Annotated in this window: 19 protein-coding genes; all 19 read left to right on the plus strand. The window is 68.1% G+C overall.

All coding sequences use genetic code 11. The features are described from left to right. Positions 1–76 precede the first annotated feature (76 nt). Positions 77–2308: a S9 family peptidase gene (locus E5A73_RS16270; protein WP_135964890.1), complete on the plus strand. Its 2232-nt coding sequence runs from the start codon at positions 77–79 to the stop codon at positions 2306–2308. A gap of 675 nt (positions 2309–2983) precedes the next feature. Beyond that, positions 2984–4879 carry a phage tail sheath family protein gene (locus tag E5A73_RS16275; RefSeq protein WP_135964891.1) on the plus strand — a complete coding sequence of 632 codons (1896 nt, stop codon included), beginning with the start codon at positions 2984–2986 and terminating at the stop codon, positions 4877–4879. Positions 4880–4890: 11 nt separating this feature from the next. Continuing rightward, on the plus strand, positions 4891–5403 hold the full coding sequence (locus E5A73_RS16280; protein WP_135964892.1) for a phage tail protein: 513 nt from the start codon (positions 4891–4893) through the stop codon (positions 5401–5403). A gap of 22 nt (positions 5404–5425) precedes the next feature. Further along, entirely contained in the window at positions 5426–6169 is a 744-nt protein-coding gene (locus E5A73_RS16285) for a hypothetical protein (protein ID WP_135964893.1), read from the plus strand. Then, a complete protein-coding gene (locus E5A73_RS16290; RefSeq protein WP_135964894.1) occupies positions 6166–7200 on the plus strand; it encodes a hypothetical protein in 1035 nt (344 codons plus the stop codon). Before E5A73_RS16285 ends, E5A73_RS16290 begins: the two co-directional genes overlap by 4 nt. Continuing rightward, entirely contained in the window at positions 7197–8462 is a 1266-nt protein-coding gene (locus E5A73_RS16295; protein ID WP_135964895.1) for a Pvc16 family protein, read from the plus strand. Before E5A73_RS16290 ends, E5A73_RS16295 begins: the two co-directional genes overlap by 4 nt. Then, a complete protein-coding gene (locus tag E5A73_RS16300) occupies positions 8459–10579 on the plus strand; it encodes an ATP-binding protein (protein ID WP_135964896.1) in 2121 nt (706 codons plus the stop codon). The genes E5A73_RS16295 and E5A73_RS16300 overlap by 4 nt, the downstream gene beginning before the upstream one ends. Next, positions 10576–10836 carry a hypothetical protein gene (locus tag E5A73_RS16305; RefSeq protein WP_135964897.1) on the plus strand — a complete coding sequence of 87 codons (261 nt, stop codon included), beginning with the start codon at positions 10576–10578 and terminating at the stop codon, positions 10834–10836. The genes E5A73_RS16300 and E5A73_RS16305 overlap by 4 nt, the downstream gene beginning before the upstream one ends. After that, the gene (locus E5A73_RS16310) at positions 10824–11621 is read left to right on the plus strand and encodes a hypothetical protein (protein ID WP_135964898.1); all 798 of its coding nucleotides are present in this window, start codon (positions 10824–10826) and stop codon (positions 11619–11621) included. Before E5A73_RS16305 ends, E5A73_RS16310 begins: the two co-directional genes overlap by 13 nt. Before the next feature lie 38 nt (positions 11622–11659). Next, complete coding sequence (locus E5A73_RS16315; RefSeq protein ID WP_135964899.1) at positions 11660–12004, plus strand: hypothetical protein; 345 nt, start codon at positions 11660–11662, stop codon at positions 12002–12004. After that, complete coding sequence (locus tag E5A73_RS16320) at positions 12001–12648, plus strand: hypothetical protein (RefSeq protein ID WP_135964900.1); 648 nt, start codon at positions 12001–12003, stop codon at positions 12646–12648. The genes E5A73_RS16315 and E5A73_RS16320 overlap by 4 nt, the downstream gene beginning before the upstream one ends. Then, positions 12645–12971 carry a LysM domain-containing protein gene (locus E5A73_RS16325; RefSeq protein ID WP_135964901.1) on the plus strand — a complete coding sequence of 109 codons (327 nt, stop codon included), beginning with the start codon at positions 12645–12647 and terminating at the stop codon, positions 12969–12971. The genes E5A73_RS16320 and E5A73_RS16325 overlap by 4 nt, the downstream gene beginning before the upstream one ends. A 19-nt stretch (positions 12972–12990) precedes the next feature. Further along, on the plus strand, positions 12991–14091 hold the full coding sequence (locus E5A73_RS16330) for a phage late control D family protein (protein WP_206366519.1): 1101 nt from the start codon (positions 12991–12993) through the stop codon (positions 14089–14091). Continuing rightward, a complete protein-coding gene (locus E5A73_RS16335; RefSeq protein WP_135964903.1) occupies positions 14088–14609 on the plus strand; it encodes a phage baseplate assembly protein V in 522 nt (173 codons plus the stop codon). Before E5A73_RS16330 ends, E5A73_RS16335 begins: the two co-directional genes overlap by 4 nt. A 12-nt stretch (positions 14610–14621) precedes the next feature. Next, complete coding sequence (locus E5A73_RS16340; RefSeq protein ID WP_135964904.1) at positions 14622–14945, plus strand: hypothetical protein; 324 nt, start codon at positions 14622–14624, stop codon at positions 14943–14945. Beyond that, positions 14942–15316 (plus strand): GPW/gp25 family protein, encoded by a 375-nt coding sequence (locus E5A73_RS16345; RefSeq protein WP_135964905.1) that lies wholly within the window; start codon positions 14942–14944, stop codon positions 15314–15316. Before E5A73_RS16340 ends, E5A73_RS16345 begins: the two co-directional genes overlap by 4 nt. Then, the gene (locus E5A73_RS16350) at positions 15313–18063 is read left to right on the plus strand and encodes a putative baseplate assembly protein (protein WP_135964906.1); all 2751 of its coding nucleotides are present in this window, start codon (positions 15313–15315) and stop codon (positions 18061–18063) included. The genes E5A73_RS16345 and E5A73_RS16350 overlap by 4 nt, the downstream gene beginning before the upstream one ends. Further along, positions 18060–21443, plus strand: coding sequence for a putative baseplate assembly protein (locus tag E5A73_RS16355; RefSeq protein WP_135964907.1), 3384 nt, complete (start codon positions 18060–18062; stop codon positions 21441–21443). Before E5A73_RS16350 ends, E5A73_RS16355 begins: the two co-directional genes overlap by 4 nt. Positions 21444–21452: 9 nt before the next feature. Continuing rightward, positions 21453–23951, plus strand: coding sequence for a DUF4136 domain-containing protein (locus E5A73_RS16360; protein ID WP_135964908.1), 2499 nt, complete (start codon positions 21453–21455; stop codon positions 23949–23951).

The following is a 23951-nucleotide window of genomic DNA, read 5'->3' on the forward strand; positions in this document are numbered from 1 at the left end:
TCCTTTACCCGGGCGCCGGCCGCCGCGATAAAGCGCGTTCGTCCGCGCTCGCGGAGCGATCTCCGGAGAGACGGGAATGCGTAGATGGTTGCTGGGATTGGCTCTGGCCGCGCTGGGAGCACCGCTGATGACCGGTGAAGCGGCGGCGCAGGCCAGGGACCTGACGCTCGAGCGGCTGTTCGCCAGCCCCGACCTCGCGGGCGCCACGCCGCGCAAGCTGGCGCTGTCGCCCGACGGCAAGTTCGTGACTCTGCTGCGCAACCGCGCCGACGAGAAGGAGCGCTTCGACCTGTGGGCGATGGACACGCGCACCGGGCAGTGGCGGATGCTGGTCGATTCGAAGAAGCTGGGTAGCGGCGCCGCGCTTTCCGAGGCGGAGAAGATGCAGCGCGAGCGCGCGCGCATCGGTGGGACCAAGGGCATCGTCTCGTATGGCTGGTCCGCCGATTCGCAGTCGATCCTCGTGCCGCTCGAAGGCGAGCTCTATCTCGCCCGGCTCGACGGCCAGGTGCGGAAGCTCGCCGCCGCGGCGGGGCCGAAGCTCAACGCAGTGATAAGCCCGGCGGGCCGCTTCGCCTCCTATGTCCAGGACCAGAATCTGGTAGTGATGGACCTTGCCCGCGGTGCACCCAAGCGGGTGACCGAGGACGGCGCGAATACCGTCCATTGGGGCGAGGCCGAGTTCGTCGCGCAAGAGGAAATGGACCGCTCGACCGGCTATTGGTGGGCGCGCGACGACAGCCGCGTCGCAGTCGAGCGCTTCGACGAGGCGCCGGTCGGCGTCGTTACCCGCGCAGCGATCGGCGCCGAAGGGACCAGCATCTATCAGCAGCGTTATCCCAAGGCCGGCACGCCCAATGCGCTGGTCGAGCTGTATGTGATGGCGCCCGACGGCGGTGCCAGGGTCAAGGTCGACCTTGGTATCGAGACCGACATCTATCTCGCCCGCGTCGACTGGTCGCGCGACGGCAAGACGCTCTATGTCCAGCGCCAGAACCGCGATCAGACCCGGCTCGATATACTCGCGGTCGATCCGGCAACGGGCAAGTCGAGCGTGCTGTTCAGCGAGAAATCGGGCGCGAAGAGCTGGGTCAATCTGTCCAATGCGCTGACTCCGCTCGACGACGGCAGCCTGATCTGGTGGTCGGAGCGTGATGGTCACGGGCACCTCTATCGCTTCGCCAGGGGCAAATGGGCGCAGCTGACCAAGGGCGATTGGGAAGTCACCCCCGACGTGGTTGGAGTCGACCAGGCGGCGGGCCGGGTGTTCTTCCTCGGCAACAAGGACAATGTGCTCGAGCGGCACCTCTACGCGGTAAGCTATCGCAAGCCGGAGGCGGTGACGCGGCTGACCGAGGCCGGCTGGTGGAACGGCGCAGTGATGGACCCGGCGGGCACCCGCGCGATCGTCACGCGGTCGAACCCCGACCAGCCGTCGCAGGTCTATCTCGCCGACGCTTCGGGCAAGCGGATCGCGTGGGTGAACGAAAATGCCGTGACCGCTGCGGACCACCCTTATAATCCCTATCTCGCCAGCCACCGCGAGCGCAGCTTCGGCACGATCAAGGGCCCGGACGGTACCCTTCTCCACTGGGAAATGGTCACGCCCGCGCGCGAGCCCGGCAAGCGCTACCCGGTGCTCTTCCAGCATTATGGCGGGCCGCACTCGCAGACGGTGAGCAAGGCCTGGGGCGGGGCGCTCCAGCAATATATCGTCGACCGCGGCTATATCTGGTTCCAGATCGACAATCGCGGCTCGGCCAATCGCGGCAAGGCGTATGAGGACGCGATCTGGCACGCGATGGGCTCGGTCGAAGTCGAGGATCAGGTTGCCGGCGCGAGCTATCTCAAGACGCTCGATTTCGTCGATCCGGCGAAGATCGTCACCTATGGCTGGTCCTATGGCGGCTATATGACGCTCAAGCTGCTCGAAGCGGCGCCGGGGGTGTTCGCCGCGGGCGTGGCGGGCGCGCCGGTGAGCAAGTGGGAACTCTACGACACCCATTATACCGAGCGCTATATGGGCGACCCTACCAAGGTCGCCAAAGCATATGAACGCGCGGATACCATCACTAAAGCGGCGAAGATCAGCGATCCGCTGCTGATCATTCACGGCATGGCCGACGACAATGTCGTGCTCGAGCACAGCACTGCGATGACCGCGACGTTGCAGCAGCAAAAGGTGCCGTTCGAGATGATGCTCTATCCCGGCCAGACGCACCGCGTCGGCGGGCCGGGAATCAGCGAGCATCTGTGGAACACGATCCTCGGCTTCCTCGATCGACAGACCGGCACGCCGAAGCCCTGACGCGTGCATTCCCGCCTCTGTGAGGCGGGGGCTTGCGCATCTCTCGATGTGGGGTTGATCAGTTTCCTCGAAGCTGTTCCCCGGCGGAGGCCGGGGCCCAGCTACGATGATGTTGCGAGAATATCCCGGTTCGCAGGGTTCGCCGAAGCTGGGCCCCGGCCTTCGCCGGGGAGCAGAGCGGTTCAACCAGCTGGATCAGGCTCCAGATCGAGATGCGAAGCGCAATCAGCGTCGGCGCAGTCGCGAGTCGGGGGCAAGCAATCCGGCAGCAACGCGATGAACCGTTCGTCTATTTCCACTGGTCCCTCAAGGTCCACAGCGCCGAACTGCGCATGTCATCATGCGATCAATTTCAATAAGATAGAGGGTGGTATCGCAGCGTTTCTAGTATCGCCGAAGATGCGCATGAGTCCCGCTTGCGTAGTCATGCAATATATGAGAATGTGCGCAGATAGGGCCGACTCACAAAAAGAAACTGTGCTTCAGTTTTAAGATTGAGTTGTCTGGCCGCCAATCGAAGGCGACAGCTGGATATCAAACTTCGTCGGCATCGTGCCTTGGCGGAGCGGGCGAACGCGTCCGTCGCTTCCATGTGTCGATCCGTCAGGGTTCTTTAGCATGCTCGATACGCCAGTATTACTGGTGTTTCGGCAGGATCATGCATGGGAGGGGCGAATGCCGTCTGCATTGACCTATCCGGGGGTCTATATCGAGGAAGTCCCGAGCAACGTTCGAACGATCATTGGCGCGTCGACATCGATCGCGGCCTTTGTCGGGCGAACCCAACGCGGACCGGTCAACCTGCCGGTGGTGATCAACAGCTTCGCCGATTTCGAGCGCCGGTTCGGCGGGTTGTGGCTCAAGAGCCCGCTCAGCTTCGCGGTGCGCGACTTCTATCTGAACGGCGGCGGCCAGGCAGTGATCGTCCGGCTGTTCAAGCCGAACTTCGCCGACGAGACGGCGCGCCAGGCGGCGCTTGCTGCGGCGACTGCCGAGGCGCAGACCGCGGCCACCGCAGTCGCCGATGCGGCGACGGGCGCGGTTGCCGGTGCCGCCAATGCCGGCGAGGTCGCGACCGCGGCACAAGGCGCCGTCGCGGCAGCCTCGGCACCCGGCCCGGTAGCGGCATCGGCGGCCGAGGCAGTCGCTGCGGCTGTGGCTGAGGCGGCGAGCTCGGCCCCCGCCAACAAGGCCGCTGCCGGCGCGGCGGCGACGGCAGCGGTCGCGCCGGCGGTCACGGCGGCTGCCGACTCGGTGGCAGGTCCGGTTTCGGCGACGATCGACGCGGGAGGACTCGAACTGATTGCCGCCGCGCCGGGCAGCTGGGGCGATCGCCTGCGGGTGATCGTCGACCATGACGTCCGCCCCAAGCGAGACGACGAGACCCAGGCCGAGTATGACGCGCAGAAGCTGTTCAATCTCACCGTTCGAGACGGGGCGACGGCGGTTGTCGAGCGTCTGCTCAACCTGTCCCTCAACCCGGCAAATGCGCGCCGCGCCGATCATATCCTCGAGGGCGATTCGCAGCTGGTGCGCGTCGCCGGCACGCTGCCGAGCACGCTTCCGACCGTGAGCACCGCACCGCAACCGGGTGAGGATCCGTGGGGCACCAATACCCCGGCGACCAATTATTCGGTCGCCGCCGGCGATGAAGGGGCCGATGGCGATACGCTCACCGACGAGGATGCCAAGGGCTCGGCGGCGGCGAAGACCGGACTGTACGCGCTCGACAATGCCGAGGCGTTCAACCTGCTCGTCATCCCGCCGCACGAGCTGGAAGGCAGCATCGGCGCCGGACTGATCGATGCGGGCGTCGCTTATTGCACGCTGCGGCGCGCCGTGATGCTCATCGATCCGCCCGCCGATTGGGGCGAGAAGGCCGATGCGCTGGCGGGCATCGATGCCGATGTGGGCAGCACCAGCGCCAACGGCGTGCTCTATTTTCCGCGGATCCTGCAGCCCAACCCGCTGCGCGAGGGCCGCGAGGAGGCTTTCGTGCCGAGCGGCGCGATCGCCGGCCTCTATGCGCGGATCGACGCGCAGCGCGGCGTCTGGAAGGCGCCCGCCGGGCTCGAAGCCACTCTGGTCAACGCGCCGCGGCTTTCGGTGCCGCTGACCGATCCCGAGAATGGCGAGCTCAACGTCAAGGGCATCAATTGCCTGCGCGCGCTGCCGGGAGCGGGGCGCGTGGTCTGGGGCGCGCGGACGCGGCGCGGCGACGACCGGCTCGCCGACCAGTGGAAATACGTGCCGGTGCGGCGCACTGCCTTGTACATCGAGGAGAGCCTCTATCGGGGCACGCAATGGGTCGTCTTCGAACCCAATGACGAACCGCTTTGGGCATCGATACGACTCAATGTCGGCGCGTTCATGCACGGGCTGTTCCGCCAGGGCGCCTTTCAGGGCGCGACGCCGGCCGAAGCCTATTTCGTCAAGTGCGACAAGGACACCACGCCGCAAGCGGACATCGACAAGGGGATCGTCAACATCCTCGTCGGTTTCGCGCCGCTCAAGCCTGCTGAGTTCGTCGTGATCAAGCTTTCGCAGATCACGCATCTCGAGATCGCCTGAGGGAGGGGATAATGCCGCAATTTGCCGTCAATACCACGCGCCACGACCCCTATAAGAACTTCAAGTTCCGGGTCTCCTGGGATGGGCGCGACGTCGCCGGGATCTCCAAGGTGAGCGCGCTCAAGCGCACCACCGAAGTGGTCGAGCACCGCGAGGGTGGGGATCCGAGCAGCGGGCGCAAATCTCCCGGGCGCAACAAGTTCGAGGCGATCACGCTGGAGCGCGGAGTCACCCATGACGACGAGTTCGAACGCTGGGCAAACCGGATCTGGGACTTCAGTTCGGGCGCGGGGATGGAAGCCTCGCTCGCCAATTTCCGCAAGGACATCCTGATCACGGTGTTCAACGAGGCCGGGCAGAAAGTGATCGCCTACAAGGTGTTCCGCTGCTGGGTGTCCGAATATCAGGCGCAGGCCGACCTCGACGCCAATGCCAACGCGGTGCTGATCCAGAGCATCAAGCTCGAGAATGAGGGCTGGGAGCGCGACCCCGACGTGGTCGAGCCTTCCGAGCCCGGCTTTTGACCTCTGAGGATTCCGGACCGCCATGGCGCGAACGCAAACCCGGGCCAGGGCCGAGGAACTCGATGCCCTGATCCATATCTGGGAGTGCGGGGACGATCTGTCGCCGCCCCGGCGCGGGCTGTTGCTGCTCGGCGCGGCGCTTCCCGATACCGATCCCGCCGAACTCGCCGAATTGCCGATCGGGCGCCGCGACACGGCGCTGCTCGACCTTGGTGACCGGCTGTTCGGCGCGGATATCGCGTGTATTGCGGCGTGCCCGGCCTGCGGCGAGCGGATCGACCTCGCGTTCGCGAGCGATGCCATTCGTGCCGAAGCCGGGACGCCCGGAGCCATCGTGACTGCCGATGCCGAAGGCATGCGCTTCCGCGTCCGGCTTCCCACCAGCACCGACCTGATCGCGATCGAGACCGAGACCGATCTCGACCGCGCCGAGCATCGGCTTCTCGCGCGCTGCCTCGGCGACGAAGCGGCGGCCGGAGGCCTGTCCGATGCCGCGCGCGAGGCGATCGGCGAAGCGCTGAGCGCGGCGGATGCGCAGGCCGAGATCGTGCTCGATCTGGCGTGCCCGGGCTGCGCCGCACGGGCGCAGGTGCCGTTCGATGCGGTCTCCTATTTGTGGGGCCGGCTCGACCATTGGGCGAAGGCGATGCTCGCCGCGATCGATGCGATCGCGGGCCGCTACGGCTGGAGCGAGGACGCGATACTCGCGCTCTCGCCGCGGCGTCGACAATCCTATCTCGATCGTATCGCAGGCGTGGCGCGGTGAGCCTGCTAGGCCACCTTGTCCGCGCCACGCTCACCCCCGAGCAAGCGGCCCAGCCGGCATTGCCGCAGCAATTCGCCAATTGGCGCGCTGCCGACGCCGCCGACGCCGCCGACGATGTCGAATGGTGCGCGCCCGGCGTCAGTGAAGCATCTCCGCTTGCGCCGTATGCCGAACCAGTGCACGCCGATCCGCTTCCTGCGCGATCGCGCCCGACCGACCTGAAAGCGAGCGCCGAAATGCCGCGGCCGGCGGTGCGGGCGCTTCCTGAGCCGTCCCAGGCGGAGTTGGCGCCATTCGCACCGGCTCCGCCGCGGCGCGCCGCCGAGCCGATCGTCGAGGCCGCGCCGACGCCCAGTCCGGCAATCGCGAAAACACCGGCCGAAGCGACTGCTAGCCACCAATCCGCGCCGCGGCATTCGGAGACCGGCGTGGGCGAAACCCCGTCGCTCCCGAGTCGAGCCGAGCGAGCCGAGCCCGTCACGCCTCCTGCGCCCGAAAGCATTCCCGCCAAGGCCGCCGCCCAGCCTAGCTCGCGCGTAACCGATGCAGCCGCTGGGGCAGCATCCGTGGCGGGCGAATCGCCCCGCGCCGTCGCGCCCGAAATCGCGCGCGCGCTCGTTGCTGTCGTTCCGCGCCCGGCGCGGCATGATCCCGCCGCGCCCGCCAAGGCCGGAGCTTTGCCGTCCGCCCCCGAGCTGCCCCGCGATCCGCCCCGGCGTCAGCAGCCGCGCGGCGCGGCGCCGGTCACTCGTGAGGCAATGGCGGCCGCGTCGCCGCCTCCGGCAGCCGCGCCGGTCGCGCCCGACGCGCCGCCACCGTCCGCCGCCGCGCCCGTGCTCACGGTCCCGCAGGTGATGCCGCCCGAGCCCGTCGTGCAGCCACAGCTCCCCGATGTGCATATCAGCATCGGTCGCGTCGAGGTTCGCGCCGCCGGCGCACCCCCCGCACCGCCGCCGCGGGAGGCGGGCCGCAAGGCCGAGCCGCTTAGCCTCGATGCATATCTGAACCGCCGCAACGGCACGGCGCGATGAGCAACCATCTCGCCATCGCCACCGTCACCGCCGCATTGGGCCAGATCGCCCAAGCGGCCGCGGCGAGCGCGGTCCCCGGGGTGCAACTGCGTTTCGGCCGGCCTCCCGAAGAAGCGTCGAGCCGCCAGGTCAATATCTTCCTCTACCAGATCACGCCGCATGCCGGGCTGCGTAACGCCGATCTCGCGATGCGCGGCGCCGACGGCGCCTTGGTCAACCGTCCCCGCGCGGCGCTCAGCCTATATTATCTGGTCACCTTCTACGGCACCGATGGCGATTTGGAGCCCGATCGCATGGCCGCGGCGGTGGCGCGCGATCTCCATGCGCGCCCATTGCTCACCGGCCAGGTGATCGACGACGCGATCGCCAGCAACGCCGCGATCCTCGGCGATTCCGATCTCGGCGACGCATTCGAGCGCGTGGCCTTCACACCCAGTGCGGACTCGCTCGACGAGATGTCGCGGTTGTGGTCGGTAATGGTGCAGACGCCGTATGCGCTGTCGCTTCGCTACGAGGCGTCGGTGGTGCTGATCGACGCAGTCGAAAGCGCCGGACCGGCGCTGCCGGTGCTTAATCGCGGTCCCGAGGATCGCGGTCCCGAGGCACTGGCCGGCAGCGGGCCCGCGATAGAGGGGCTGTGGATCGGCCTCGCCGCGACCGACGACGGCGCGCCCGTCTTCCCGACGCTGCGCGCGGCGCATCTCGGTGCGAAGCTGCGCTTCACCGGTTCGGGGCTCAACGGCGACGCAGTGCGGCTCGAATTCCGCAACCTGAAGCGCGCGATCGGCGCCGACCTGGTGCCGGTGGCGGGCGGGCAGGGGGAATTGCGCGTGACCTTGCCCGACAGCGCGCCCGACCAGGCGCTGTGGGCGCCCGGCATCTACGGAGTCACTGCAGTGGTGACCCGTGGCGGGCGCGAGATCCGCTCGCCACTGTGGCCGATGCCGCTCGGGATGCGGGTCACTGGGATTGCGCCCGATCCGGTTGTGTCGGGAAGCGGCATCGTGACGCTGACCTTCACCTGCCGGCCGCACGTACTGCCCGATCAGGTCGCGACATTGCTGCTTTCCGGGCAGGAGATCCCAGCGCAGGCGCGCGGCGTGGCCAGCGCGACGCTCGAATTCCTCGTCGACAGCGACACGATCGCCGACGGCGACCTCGCGATCCTGCGCATCGACGGCGCCGACAGCCAGCCCTTCGTCATCGATCCGGTCAGCGGGCGGCTCGCCTTCGACGACGGCCAGCGGGTCAACGTCGTATGAGCGACGACATCGACGCCTGGCTGGAGCGCAACAATGCCTATCTCGCCGCGGCGCTGGCGCATCTGCGCGAGCTGCTGCGCGCGGCGATCGGTCCGGCCGCAGTGCCGTCCCAGACCATCGGCACCACTGCGCTGACCGAGCCGGCGCGGGTCGGCGACGCGGGGGCGGTGAACTGGGTCAATCGCAATCCCTTCCGTCGGCGCTCGCCCGCCAATGCAGTGCCGCAAGTGCTGTTGCTTCCTTCCGCAGAAAGCATGGATGCGACGGGAGTCGTCGCCGCGGCCGAGCGTCTCGCCGAAGCGAGCCAGGGCGATCCGCCGCCGGCGCTGCTGATGCTCGCCGAGCGGCTCGGCCTCTCGGCCTTCGAGCGCGACATCCTGCTGCTGTGCCTCGCCGCCGAACTCGATCCTGGCATCCAGGAGTCCTTCGCGGCGGTCCAGGGCAGCCAGGGCCGCACGAACCCCAGCTTCGCGCTGGCGATGACGTTGTTCGACCATGCCGCCTGGGACGCGCTCTCACCCGAGCGGCCGTTGCGCTATTGGCGGCTGGTTGACGTCAACCAGCCCGGGGCGACGCCACTCACCGGCGCTGCGCTGCGCATCGACGAGCGGATCGCCAATTTCGCCAAGGGGCTCAATCACCTCGACAGCCGTGTCGCGGCGCTGATCGAGCCGATGCCGGCCGAGAGCGCGACGCTTGCGCCGTCACACCTCTTGCGCGTCGCCGAGATCGAGCGTCTGGCGCTTGCGGCGGTGCCGGGGCGAATCGCGCTGGTCGGGCCCGATCGCGAGAGCAAGCGCCGACTCGCCGCGGCCGTCGCCGCCGCGCTCGGCCTGCCGTGCTACCGGCTGTCGGCGGAAGCGATTCCCACCGGCGCCGAACTCGACAGCTTCCTGCGGCTGTGGACGCGCGAATCGCTGCTGCTGCCCTTTGCGCTGCATATCGACGCGCACGATCTGCCGAGCGGGGCCGAGCAGGGTCTGCGGCGATTGGTGCGGCGTGCGGGCGGGCCCGTGTTCGTCGATCTGCGCGACGGCATATCGGGGCTCGAGATCGATGGCCGTGTCGATATCGCCAAGCCCAGCGCCGCCGAGCAGCGCGTCGAATGGGGCGCGCGGATCGGCGAGGTGAGCGACAAGGACGCCCTCGCCGCGCGGCTGTCGAGCCATTTCGATCTCAACTTCGCCGATATCGCCGCGGTGGCGCGCGAGGCAGGCGCCGGCGAGGAGAGCGAGCCGCTGGGCGAGCGGCTGTGGCGCGGCAGCATCACGCGCGCCCGCCCGTCGCTTGCGCAGCTCGCCCAGCGCATCGAAGTGAAGCCCAGCTGCCGCGACATCGTGCTGCCCGACGCCGAGATGGCGCTGCTCGACCAGATCGCCGGGCAGGTGCACGGGCGCGCGGTCGTCTATGACGATTGGGGTTTCCGCGCCTGCATGAACCGCGGTCTCGGCGTGAGCGCGCTGTTCGCGGGCGACAGCGGCACCGGCAAGACGATGGCGGCGGAGGCGCTCGCCGATCGGCTCGGCCTAGATCTCTACCGCATCGATCTGTCGGCGGTGGTCAGCAAATATATCGGCGAGACCGAGAAGAACCTGCGCGACGTGTTCGATGCCGCCGAAGCGGGTGGCGCAATCCTGTTCTTCGACGAAGCGGACGCGCTGTTCGGCAAGCGCAGCGACGTCAAGGACAGCCACGATCGCTACGCCAATATCGAAATCGACTATCTGCTCCAGCGGATGGAGGCATTCGCAGGCCTGGCGATCCTCGCGACCAACATGAAGAGCGCGCTCGATCCAGCCTTCGTCCGGCGGCTGCGCTTCATCGTCAATTTCCCCTATCCGGGCCAGCCCGAGCGGCGGCGCATCTGGGAGCATGCCTTCCCTTCGAAGGTCCCGCTGCGCGCAGTGGATTTCGACCGGCTGGCGCAGCTCGACCTGACCGGAGGCAATATTCACGGCGTGGCGATCAACGCTGCGTTCATGGCGGCGGCTGCGGGCACGCCGGTGACGATGGAGCTGCTGCTCGACGCCTGCCGCATCGAACTTCGCAAGCTCGACCGGCCGGTCAACGAGGCGGATTTCCGGCGCATCCGCGCGGTCCCGGGAGAGAGAAGATGACCGTGCGGCTGCATATCGAGCGGCTGATCGTCGAAGGCGTCGGAGTGGCCGAGCTGCCGCTGCTCCGCGAGACGCTCGCGCGCGAGCTTGGCCGTCAGTTGGCGGCGGAAGGTGCCACCTTTGCTGCATTGGGCAGCCGCGACGCCGTGCTGCGGCGTGCGCAGCAACCCGTGCCCGAAGCAGCGATCAACGGCGTGACGCTGGGAAATGCCACCGCGGTCGCGCTGCATCAGGAGTTGGTACGATGGGACGGCTAGCAACGCTCGAACGGCCCTCCGAACACTCGCCGCTTGCCCAGGCGGCGGCGATGCACACTGCCTGCCCGAAATGCGGCGGCGCCTCGACGGGCGGGACCTGTGCGGAATGCGATCAGGAGACAGCGACATTCGCTCCGCCCGGCGCGCGACCCGCAAATGATTTCAGTCAGGTTCCGCTCCACGGCGGTGGCCCGATGGCAGGCTACAATCCCGACGAAAGCCGCAGCGGCGAATTCGTCACGTTCGATGGGGGGCTGCTGCCCATGGGCCCCGCCGGGCCGGTGGCCACCAATCGCTGCTCGCCGACGGGCGCACAATTCACCAGCATTCCCAGCGGAACGCTCACGCCGGCATTGGTCGGCGGCGGGTTTCGGACGACCTTCCGCATGGAGGGCAATTTCAGCGCCGCGATACCGTGTACCTGTGCGCTCGGCGTGTATCGCCAGTATATCCGGGGCTACGCCAAGGTCGACGGAACCGCGGTGAACCATCCGCTTCTGCCGGGCACGACGCTGCACCCGACGACCTATCAGGAAGACGGCACCCCGGCCGGCGAGGCCTATGGCCATCGTGAGGCACCCGGCGTCTCCGGCAATCGCTATCGCGACGATCAGGCCGGAGGCTGCACATTCGAGGGACGCGATACGCCCGGTTTTCCCAACGTCGCGCCGGGCCACACGTTCGAGATCAATCTCGATTTCAGGGGTGAGCTCAAGGACACCACCAACGGTAACGTGTTCACTTCGAGCACATGGTCGGTGGTGGGCAGCGTCACCATTCCATGAGCGGCGGCACGGCCCCGCCAGGAGGATCACCGATCGTCATGGATTTCGTCATCACGCCGGCCCAGCTCGAGATCGAGAGCGTCATCGTATCGCTCGACCTAGCCGGTGGGCCGGGCCGCTGGATTCTGACCGTCATGCTTTCGCGCCGCGCCGGGTCGGCGCCGCTCCCGAGTACGGATGTCGCGGTCAGCGCGACCCGCGACGAAGGTCGCGAGATGCTGCCGCTCGAGCAGCCGCAGGCCGACCTGACCGAGTTCGGCGGGAGCCTCGGCACCACCGCCAGTGCGCGTTACGTCTTCGCCGGCGAAGCCTGGCCGCGCGCGGTGACGGTACGCATGGCGGATGGCGTCGCGGACTTCGCGGTCGCGGAGGCCGCGACATGACCGGGCTCACTTCGTCGCCACGGCTCATCAAGGGCGCGTTGATCGGAGTCGATCTGTTCAATCCGCTCGCGAGCATCGTGGTGTTCCAATATAATCCGGACACGATGACGCGCCGGCTCGAGCCGCGCGGCGGCGGCAGCGGCGGCGACAAGGGCGAAGCGTTCCGGCTGGCGGGGCCGCCGAAGGAAACCATCACCGTCTCGGTCGAGATCGACGCCGCCGACCAGCTCGAGGCGAACAACCCGCTGGCGATCGCCACCGGCATCACCCCCACGCTCGCCGCGCTCGAGATGCTGGTCTATCCCAAGACCGCGCTGGTGATCGCCAATTCGGTGCTCGGCGCCGCCGGCATCATCGAGATCCTGCCGACCGACGCGCCGATGACCCTGTTCGTCTGGGGGCCCACCCGCGTGCTGCCGGTGAAGGTGGGCGGGATCACGATCACCGAAGAAGCCTATGACCCGCTGCTCAACCCGATCCGCGCCAAGGTCGATCTGACGCTCAACGTGCTGAGCTACAACGATCTGTCGCTCGGCAGCGCGGGCAATGCGCTCTTCATGGTCCACCAGGTCACCAAGGAAGTGCTGGCGACGACCAACATCTTCGCGAGCATCCAGAACGTCGGAGCGGGGCTGAAGCTATGAGTACCACCACCGGCTTTCCGGCAAACAGCCGCTACCAGGGCGCCGAGGTGCTCAAATACGCCGCCGAGGACGGCACCGAGACCGCCTATCTCGCGCCGCGCGTCGTGCCCGATCCGTCGCGCTTCACTCCGATCGGCGAGCATCTGGTCAACGAAGGCGACCGGCTCGACAACATCGCGGCGCAGCGGCTGGGCGACGCTGAACTGGCCTGGCGGATCGCCGATGCCAACCGCGCGATGCGGCCGGGCGCGCTCACCGAGACAGTCGGCGCGCGGCTGGTGATCACGCTTCCCGAGGGACTGGGAGGACCGGCGGTTGCTTGACGCAGGCTATCTCTTGCTGATGATCGGCCCGCTTGCGGCACCGCTGCCCGCGCCCTTGCCGCTAACCGAGGCAGTCAAGTCGATCTCGGTCAATTCGGGCGGCACGCGCAGCGGCTTCCAGATCAGCTTCCACACCGGCAAGACCTCGCCGCTCAACCTGGCGATGCTGCCGCTCGGCTTCTTCGATCCGATGATCACGCGCGTCGTAATCACCATGGTCTATCGCGGCATTCCGCAAGTGCTGATGGACGGCGTGGTCACTCGGCAGGATATCGCGCCGAGCAACACGCCGGGCGAATCCACGCTGACGCTCACCGGCGAGGATCTGAGCGTGCTGATGGACGTGGTGCAGATCCGCTTGCCCTGGCCGGCGGTGCCCGAAGCGGGGCGGGTGGCGACGATCCTTGCCAAATATGCAGCGTTCGGGATCGTGCCGATGGTGATCCCGCCGATGATACCGAGCGTCGACAGCCCGACCAGCCGCTTCGACACGCAGGACGCCACCGACCGCGCCTATCTCAACCAGCTGGCGCAGGCGAACTCCTATGTTTTCTTCGTCGAGCCCGGGCCCGCGCCGCTCACCAGCATCGCCTATTTCGGCCCCGACGTCCGCATTCCGGTGCCGCAGCCGGCGCTCAACGTGAACATGGACGCGTTCACCAATGTCGAGAGCCTGAGCTTCAGTCTCGACGGGCTCGCCAAGAAGCAAGTGATCCTGATGACGCTGGACCCGGCGACGGGCAAGATCCCGATCCCGGTGCCGGTTCCCAATCTCAGCATCCTCCACCCGCCGCTGGGGCTGAGGCCGACGCCGCCGGCGCAGATCACCTTCGAAGGCTCCGCCGCGAGCCTGACCCCCGACCGCGCCGCCAAGCGCGCCATGGAGATCATGATGCAGTCGCGCGACGCGATCACCGGGCAGGGGTCGCTCGACGTCGCTGCGTATGGCGGCATCCTGCGCGCGCGAATGCTGGTCGGCGTGCGTGGGGCCGGGCTGGCCTATGACGGCATGTATTACGTCAACACCGTGTCGCACACGATCACGCGCGGCAGCTACAAACAGAGCTTCACGCTGTCGCGCGACGGGCTGATCGCGGCGGGTCCGGCGGTGCTGCCATGACCGAGGGGGCCTATTACGGCAAATACCGGGCGACCGTGCTCAACAATGTCGATCCGGAGTTCCGCGGCCGGATCCAGATGACGTGTCCCGACGTCGCCGGGCTGTTGCCGACCAGCTGGGCGGAGGCATGCGCGCCGCTTTCGGGTCTGCCGCCGATGGGCGTCTATCTGGTGCCGCCGATCGGCGCGGCGGTGTGGGCCGAATTCGAGAAGGGCGATATCGAGCGGCCGATATGGACCGGCTGCCGCTGGGCCAGCAAGAGCGACGTGCCGACCGACGCGACGATCGGGCTCCCGGTGTCGCCCAACATCGTCGTGCAGACGCTGGCGCAGCATGCGCTGATCCTGAGCGACATGCCGCCGACGCCGGTTACCGGCGGGATCATGCTGCGCAGCACGACCAAGGCGATGATCGTGGTCAACGACAGCGGCATCTACATCGACAACGGCAAAGGCGCCTCGATCCAGCTCGTCGGACCGAGCGTGATGATCAACAAGACCGCGCTGGTGGTGACATGAGGGAGGCTAGAAATGCCCGGCATGCTGGTTGAAGCGACCGCAAGCATCCTGTGCAGTCACGGCGGCAAGGCGACGCCGACCGCGGTCAATCCGCGCGTCACTCTGGGCGGCGTGCCGAGCATGACGATCGCGACGACGATGGCAGTCGCCGGCTGTGCCTTCCCGCCGCCACCCGCCGCCAACGGGCCGTGCGTCACTGGGCAATGGCTCACCGGCACCACGCGGGTGCTGTCGAACGGCCAGCCGCTGATCGTCCAATCGAGCAGCTCGCTATGTGCGCCCACCGGCACGCCGCTGGTGATCACGGTCCCCCAGGCAAGGGTCATGGCCCAATGAACGCGCGCGTCGAGATCGACTATCCCTTCGCAATCGATTCGCGCGGCCGCACCGCGACGACGGATCAGGCCGATCACGTCCGCGACATGATCGAGCAATTGCTGTTCACGCGCCCTGGCGAGCGGGTGAACCTGCCCGATTTCGGTGCCGGGGTGATGCACCAGGTGTTCGCCTTCGCCAGCCCCGAGGCGGCGACCGCGCTCGAATTCACCACGCGCGCGGCGCTCCACCGCTATCTCGGCGATGTCATCGAAGTGCAGAAGCTCGACGTGACGGCGATCGACGCTTCGCTGCAGGTCGAGATCCATTATTCGATCCGCGCCACCGGCGAGCGCCCCGTCCAGACCTTCGTCGTGGGAGGCCCGGCATGAGCAGCGCCCCGATTTATTGCGCCCATGACGACAAGCGCCGTGCGGCGGTCCGCGGCGCCGATCTCAACGGGATCGACTCGGTCGAAGTCGATTGCGCGCAGACCACGCTGATCGTCACTTTCCTCGGGCGCGCGCCAGAGTGGATCCAGCCGGAAAACCTCCGCATCGAAGGCGGTCGGCGCGAGCGCGACATCCAGGTGCTCGCGGTTTCGATCGAACGCGCCGACGACGATGGGCTCGACGATCGCATGTTCGTGACGGTCGCCCGTCCGGGCGATTTTTCCACCTATCGGCTGGTGATCGTCGCGCGTGACGAGAGCGGGCGACTGTCGCACGAGACGCCGAACGATTTCGACGCGCGCTACGCCTCCGCCGAGTTCAGCTTCAAGGCGGGATGCCCGCAGGATCAGGACCCTGCCGATTGCCCGCCCTGCGCGCCCGAGCCGGTGCCCGCGGTGGCGATCGACTATCTCGCGCGGGACTATCAGAGCTTCCGCCGGCTGATGCTCGACCGGCTGGCGCTGACCTTGCCCGATTGGAAAGAGCGGCATGCACCCGACATCGGCATCACGTTGGTCGAGCTGCTCGCTTATGCCGCCGACGATCTGAGCTATTATCAGGATGCTGTCGCGACCGAGACCTTCCTCGACAGCGCGCGGCTGCGCGAATCGGTGCGACGGCATTGCCGGCTGGTCGATTACCGGCTGCATCAGGGCGCCTCGGCACGGACCTGGGCCGCGTTCCAGCTCGAGGGCAAGGCGACGTTCGATATTGCGCCGGCCGACCTGATGCTCACCACCGCGCTCCCTGGCGAGCACGACCCGATGGTCCGCGCCGAAGACGCGGCCGGGATCGCGTGGAGCGACTATCTGGTGTTCGAAGCGCCCGCCGAGCTGCCCGCGCTCACGTTCCGCCGTTCGCGCAATCGCATCCAGTTCTACGACTGGGGCGGCAGCGCGTGCTGCCTGACGAAGGGTGCGACCTCGGCGACGTTGATCGAACCTAACGAGCCCGAGGAGCCGCCGGCCCCACCGGACGGCGAAGGCGAAGGCGGCGAAGGCGGTGCCTTCGACCCCAATCAGCCGGGCGCCTTGCCGCGTGCCGAGAACCGCCCGGAGAAGCAGCGCGTCGCGCTGGCGCAGCAGGAGCCGGTGACTCCGGGGGAGCGGCCCGGCCGGCTCGGGCTCGCGCCCGGTGACGTGCTCGTCTTGATGGAAGTGATCGGCCCGCGCACCGGACGGCACGGCGACGCCGACCCGACGCGCCGTCACGTGGTGCGGCTCACCGCGGTCGAGGAAGGCGTGGATTCGCTCACCGGCCAGCGCATCGTGGAAGTGCAATGGTGCCCCGAGGACGCACTGCCGTTCCCGTTCTGCCTCTCGGCGCGCAGCGAGGCGCCGAATTGCGAATGGCTGACCGGCATCAGCATCGCCTTGGGCAATGTCGTGCCGGTCGATCACGGCCGCAGCATCGAACAAGTGCTGAGCCCAGTAAGCGCCGGCCGCATCGATGCCGCTTGCGACGATCGCTGCACGCCGTCGGAGACGCGCATCGTCGCCAAGCGCTACCGCCCACGCCTCGAACGGGCCGACGTGACTTTCGTCGCGCCACCCGCCAGCGACGAGCAGAGCTGCGGCAGCTGCGGCGGCACCGCCGCGTCGGTTGCCGGTAAGCCCGATCTGATCGGCGCGCTCCCGGCGATCCGCCTCGCCAGCTTGCCGCCCGCGAACGCGGCACAGCCCGATCTTCAGGACGAGCTGCGCGCGGTTCGCGGGGCCGGCGCACGCACCATGGCGGGTGCCGTCAGCCTTTGGCGTCCCCGGCTCGACCTGCTCGATTCGGGCCCGCAGGATGCCCATTTCGTCGTCGAGGTGGCAGAGGACGGCAGCGCGGGGTTGCGTTTCGGCGACGGCAGGTCGGGCCGCGCGCCGGTGGCGGGGGAGCGCTTCGTCGCTTTCTACCGCGTTGGCAATGGACCTGCCGGCAATGTCGGCGCAGGCGCGCTGCGTCACCTCGTCTTCCGCAACAACTTTCCCGACGGCGTCACGCTCACCGTCACCAATCCGCTTCCGGCGCGGGGCGGCACTGCGCCCGAGCCGATGGCGGATGGCAAGCTCCGCGCGCCGCAGCTCTTCCGCACCCGGCTCGAGCGCGCCGTCGCTGCCGAGGATTACGCCGCGATCGCGATGCGCGACTTTCCGGCACTGGTGCAGCGCGCCGCCGCTGCACTCCGCGCCACCGGGGTGCGCAGCGAAGTGCAGGTCGCGATCGACTCGTACGGCACCTCGGATCCGCCCCAGTCCCTGCTCGATTGCATCGCCAGGCATCTCGAACGCTATCGCCGGATCGGCCATGACGTGCGGGTCGTTCCGGCGCGGAAGGTGCCGATCGACCTGGCATTGCGTGTCTGCGTGACGCCGGGGCATGTTGCCGAGCAGGTGCTGACCGAGCTGCGCGAAACGCTCGGGCCCCGGTTCGATCGCGTTAACCGCCCCGGTTTCTTCAATCCCGACGCGCTGAGTTTCGGCGAAGGCGTGATGACGAGCCGCATCCTCGCGGCCGCGCACCGCGTCCCCGGCGTCGCGCATGCCGAAGTGACCAAGCTCGAGCGGCTGTTCGAAGGGCCCGATGGCGAGCTCGAAGCGGGGATCTTGCGGCTGGGTCCGCTCGAGCTGGCGCGGCTCGATCAAGACCGCGATGCGCCCGAGAATGGACGGCTGTCGCTGACGATGGAGACGGGGCGATGAGCGATCCGGGCTGTTCCTGCCAGGCCTGCGTCTCGGGTGCCGGCGCCTGTGGCTGCTGCGAGGGTGTCGAGGCGATCACGCCGCGCCCCGTTGCCAACCGGCCCGGCCTGACCCGGCTCTCGGCACGGATCGGGACGCATGCCGATTTCCTCGAAACCATGCAGGCGCGGCTGTCGACGCATGCGCTGGCGGATGGCGCGCGCCCGCTTTCCGCGCTGCGCACGCGCGATCCCGCCGATGCTTCGATCGCTTTGCTGGATGCCTTTGCCGTCGCCGGCGATGTGCTGACTTTCTATCAGGAACGGATCGCCGGCGAAGGCTATCTGCGCACCGCGACGCAGGGCCGCTCGGTGCGCGAGCTGGCCCGGTTGATCGGATATGAGCCGAGCCCGGGTGTGTCGGCGAGTACCTATCTCGCCTTTACGCTCGACAGCGAGCCCGAGACGCCCGTCACGATCGCCGCCGGCACCGGCGCCAAGTCGCTGCCGCGCCAGAACGAGCTTCCCCAAATATTCGAGACTTCGCGCGACCTCGCCGCCCGCGCGCGCTGGAACCTGCTCGGCATCCGCACCAGCGAGCCCGAACGCGGGCAGAACCGCGACGAGGACGATAATACCAAGGACCTCTATTTCGCCGGCACCGATACCGGACTGAAACCGGGTGACGCCTTGCTCTTCCAATATGGCGAGTCGACTCCGGTGCCGATGCGAGTGCTCTCGGCGGTGGCGGATACCGCCGCCAAGCATACCTTTGTGGCGGTGGAGCCGTGGGAGCGCCTTCCGGTCGATACCGCGCAGAATGCCGTCACGATCACCGACGACGACCTCAAAGCGCTGATCCTGCTGCGCGACGAAGCGCCCGGCGGGACGATCGCGGCAAGCATCGTCGCCGGAATCAACCACCTCCAACAGGCCGCATCCGCAGAGCGCGAAAAGGCAAGGCTCGAACTCGTCGACGAAATGACGGCCGCGCGGGCGCGGATAGGCGGACTTCCGCAGGTGAAGCTGCGCGAATGGCTCGACAAGGTCGAGGCGCGCCTGCAGCCGGCCAGCTTCGCCGCCAACAGCTTCGACGGGCCCGTGCCGTTCGACGATAGCGGGCAGGGGTGCGACGACGAATTACCCCTCCGCCCGTCGTGGATCGAGAAGCTGGCGCTTCCCGCCTCGGTGCCGCCGCGCAGCGCGGAGAAGCTCGCGCTCAGCACCGGTACCAGTTTCGCCAAGGGCTCGGACGCGGCCTACAAGACACTGGCCGTCGCGGTGCCGGCGGTCGGCGCACAGCTCGGCGCGGCCTTGTCGGGGACGCGCGTGCTCGAAGGCGACCTCAAGGTCTTCGCCTTCCGCGTCCGTTCGGGGCTGTTCGGGCGCACGTTTCCGAAGCGCACCGGCGTTTCGAGCTCCGAAGGCAACACCGAAAGCTACGAGATCGGCGAATGGCCGATCGCCTCGCTGATCAATGACGGCCAGCAATTGTTCCTGCGCGAGGATGCCCAGACCCTCACGCTCGAATCGCCGCAGGACGGGATCCTCCCCGATTCCTGGGTGATGGTCGACATGCGTGCGATCGACGCGCCCGAAGAGAATTGCAACGGCGATAGCGACGGGCCCGTCACCGGTGCCAGCACCAACGGCAACGGCAAAAGCCAGGAGCGATGGCTGCTTGCGCCAACGCGTCCGCTCCTGCTCGCGCGCGCGGTCTCGGTCGATCAAAAGATCGCACGTGCCGATTATGGGGGCATCGGCGACAGCACTGCGATCCACCTGGGCGAAGCCGACAGGTGGTTCAAGGTGAATGACCCATATTATTATTACGTCAGCAATCAGGACATCATCGACCGCGATTATCAGCTGATCCGCCGCACCACCGTCTATGCGCGCTCCGAGCAATTGGCGCTCGCCGCGCGTCCCTTGGTGCAGGATTTCTGCGTCGAGCCCGATACGGGCGCGCCGCTGCCGTGGATCGAACTCGACGGCACCTATTCGGGGCTCGAGCCCGGCCGCTACGTCGCAGTGAGCGGCGAGCGCGCCGATATCGACGGCGTTTCCGGTGTCCTCTCCAGCGAAGTCGCGATGATCGCTGAGGTCGTCCACGGCGTGCGCGGCCCCGAGGGCGCGCCGATCACGCCGGGTGACAAGGACGCCGCGCTCGGCGACGCGGTCCACACCTTCCTGCGCTTCGCCAATGCGCTGTCTTATTGCTACGGCCGCGGCAACGTCACGCTGCAGGCCAATGTCGTCAAGGCGACGCACGGCGAGACTCAGCGCGAGACGCTCGGCAATGGCGATGCCGCAGGACCGCGCCAGCGTTTCGCGCTCAAGCGCTTTCCGCTCACTTACACGCCCGCACCGAACGCCACCGGCCTCGCCACCAGCCTCGAAATATTCGTCGACGACATACGTTGGCGGCCCGAACCCAATTTGATCGCGACCGGCGCCAACGAGCGGGCCTACACCGTGCGCAACGATGCCGGGGGCAAGGCCACGGTGATCTTCCCCGACGGCCGCGACGGCGTGCGCCCACCGACGGGCATGCAGAACATCCGTGCGGTCTATCGCGCCGGGATCGGACGGCCGGGCAATCTCGGTGCCGGCCGGATCGATCAATTGGTCGTGCGGCCGCTCGGCGTGAAGGGCGTGATCAATCCGGTGGCAGCCACCGGCGGTGCCGATGCCGAGCCGCGCGAGCGGACGCGCAAGAACGCGCCGGTCTCGACCATGGCGCTCGACCGCCTCGTCTCGATCCGCGACCATGCGGATTTCGCGCGCAGTTTTGCCGGCATCGCGCTCGCCAGCGCACAGGTTATGGCATCCGCCGGTCGCCGGGTCGTGCACCTGACGGTGGCGGCGGAGGACGATGCCCCGCTCGATCCCTATGGCGAACTACTCGAAAATCTGCGCGGAGCGTTCCGCCGGCTCGGCGATCCCGATCTGCCGGTGGTGGTCAGCCCACGCGAACTCAAGCTGCTGATCGTCTCGGCCAAAGTCCGTATCGACGAGGATCGATTGTGGGAGCCGGTGGCGCAGGCGATCCGCGCGAAGCTGCTCGACCTTTTCGGCTTCGAGGCGCGCGAATTGGCACAGGGGGCGGCGCCGAGCGTGCTGGTCGCCGCGATCCAGTCGGTGCCGGGCGTCGCCTGGGTCGATCTCGATGTATTCGGCGGGGTCGCCACCATGGGCGGCAATGCCGGCGCGCGGCTGCCGCGCACGCCCGACGAGATCGCCCAGGGCGCGGCCGAAGCGGTGGCGGACGGCGTGCAGCGCTGGGTGCCGGCGTATCCCGCGCGGCCCGATCCGCTTTCGGCGCAGGCTTTGTTCCCCGCTGAATTGCTGCTGCTCAGCCCCGATGTGCCCGCCAGCCTCGTCCTCAACCAGATCAAGTAGGAGCCCGCGATGCCGAGCCTCACCGTCGAATGCGATCCCCGCCTCGATCGGCTGTGGGAGCTGCTGCCGACGATCCACCGCCGCCGCGACATGGAGAGTAATGGCGGGCTGCGGGCCTTGCTCGAAGTCATCGCCGAGCAGGCTTTGCTGATCGAGGACGATATCGGCCAGCGCTACGAGGACTGGTTCATCGAGACCTGCGCCGAATGGGCGATCCCCTATATCGGCGAGTTGGTCGGGGTGACCGTGCCGCCGGGCGGCGACCCGCCGTCGCGCCGCACTGTGGCCAATGCGATCGCCAATCGGCGGCGCAAGGGCACGCTGCCGCTGCTCGAACGGCTGGCGAGCGAGATCGGCGGCTGGCCGGCGCGCGCAGTCGAAGTCGGCGCAGTGAGCGCGCAAAGCCAGTCGCTGCGGCTGCCCCAGCATCTGCGCGGGCGCTCGGTCGAACTGCGCGGCCCGCCATCGCTGCTGGCGGACAGCGGCACCTTCGATACGCGCGCGCATGCGCTGGCGCTCGGCGCCGGACGCTCGGCCGATGTCGAGCTGTCCGTCTGGCGGCTGCGGGCCTATCCGATGACGCGCGCGCCTGCCGCCAGCCTGGAGGATATCGGCCCGAACATCTTCGCCTTCAGCCTGCTCGGCAACGACGCGCCTTTGTTTATCAATCCAGATGGCGGCGGAAAGGGCGCCGCGGGCCTTCCGGTCAGGATCGATCGCGAGATCTTCGCCACGCCCGAGCGCGATCCCGCAGGCTTCGCCACTGCCGCGCCGGAGCTGTGGGGAACGCGCATGGTCGACGGGCGCGACGTCGTTCGCTCGGTCGCGGTCTGGGCACCCGGCTGGCCAACCGCCAAGAGCCCGGGCACCGAGCCGATCCCGGCCGACAAGGTAGTCGTCGCCGATCTCGAGGACTGGAATTACCTGCCGCCGCGCGACCATGTCGCGATCGATCCGCTGCGCGGCCGCATCGTGTTTCCGCCACGCCAGTTTCCGCGCAAGCGCGTGACGGTCAGCTATCATTACGGCTTCAGCGCCGAGATCGGCGGCGGCGAATATCATCGTCCGCTCTCCGAGCAGGTCGGCGCCACGCGCTTCCACAGCTATAGCTGGGTTGCGTCGGACATACCCGAAGAGGAGACTTCAAGCCTGCTGAAGCGCCTGCGCGTTGCGGTCGACCGATCGCTGCAACGGCGCTTCCATCCGGGCGATCCAGGCGAGTTCGCCGTCGACCTGGCGCTGGTCGACGACATGCTCGAAGTCAGCTTCGTCGACGCCGTGACTCGCAAGCTGCTCTGGCGCGGCGTCGCGACGGACACACTCCCGGGCAATGGCGATCAGGCGCGGATCAACGCCGTCGCGGATCAGGCCGTCGCGGGATTTCCGCCGCCGCCGGTGGTCAAGCGAGTCACCGGCGCCGCCGAACTGCGCGCCGCGCTCGAACCGTGGGGACCGACGCTCGACGACGAAGGCGCGTTTGCCGCCGCGGTCGATCAGCCCGAAAGTCAGGTGATCGAAATCACCGACAGCGACATCTACCAGATCCCGATCCGGCTGATGCTGGACAGGGGCCGAACGCTGCAGATCCGCGCCGCGCAAGGCGCGCGCCCAGTGATCCGGCTGGCCGACTGGCAGGCGGAGTCGACCGATTCGATGCAGATCGGCGGCGCGGAGGGTTCGCGGCTGATCCTCGACGGGTTGCTGATCGCCGGCCGCGGCGTCCAGATCGAAGGCGCGATCACTTCGGTGACGATCCGCCATTCCACCCTGGTACCCGGCTGGTCGCTGGGCCCCGACTGCGACCCCAAACGCCCAGTCGAGCCGAGCATCCTGGTGCTCGACAGCCAGGTGTGCATCACGATCGCGCACAGCATCGTCGGATCGATCCAGGTCAACAACGACGAAGTCGCCACCGATCCGATCCAGCTCCGCGTGACCGACAGCGTGGTCGACGCCACCGGCGCCGATTGCGATTCGCCCGAATGCGAAGCGCTCGGTGCGGCGGGATCGCGGCTCGCTTTTGCCGAGGCGTGCTTCGCGCGATCGACTGTCATCGGGCGCGTGATGACCCACAGCCTGACCGCCGACGACAGCATCTTCCTCGGCCGCATCACCGTGGCGCGGCGCCAGCTCGGCTGGATGCGCTTCTGCCATGTCGCGCCCGCGTCGCGCACACCGCGACGCTTCCACTGCCAGCCCGACCGGGCCGAGGCGGCGGCCAAAGCCGAGGCCGTGGCCGCGCGGCTCACTCCGGCCGAGACCGAGGCCAAGCTCGGCTGGACGCGCGCCGCGGTCCGCCCGCGCTTCGACAGCCTGCGCTACGGCAAACCCGAATATTGCCGGCTCGCCGAGGATTGCCCGGCCGAGATCAGCGCAGGCGCCGAGGACGGGTCCGAAATGGGGGTCTTCCATGATTTGCGTACCGCGCGGCGCCTGGCGAGCCTGCGCGCTGCCGTGGACGATCACATGCCCGCCGGCCTCACGGCCTCCATCCTCCTTGCCGACTGA

The organism is Sphingomonas gei, from assembly GCF_004792685.1.
Taxonomy (GTDB): Bacteria; Pseudomonadota; Alphaproteobacteria; order Sphingomonadales; family Sphingomonadaceae; genus Sphingomonas; species Sphingomonas gei.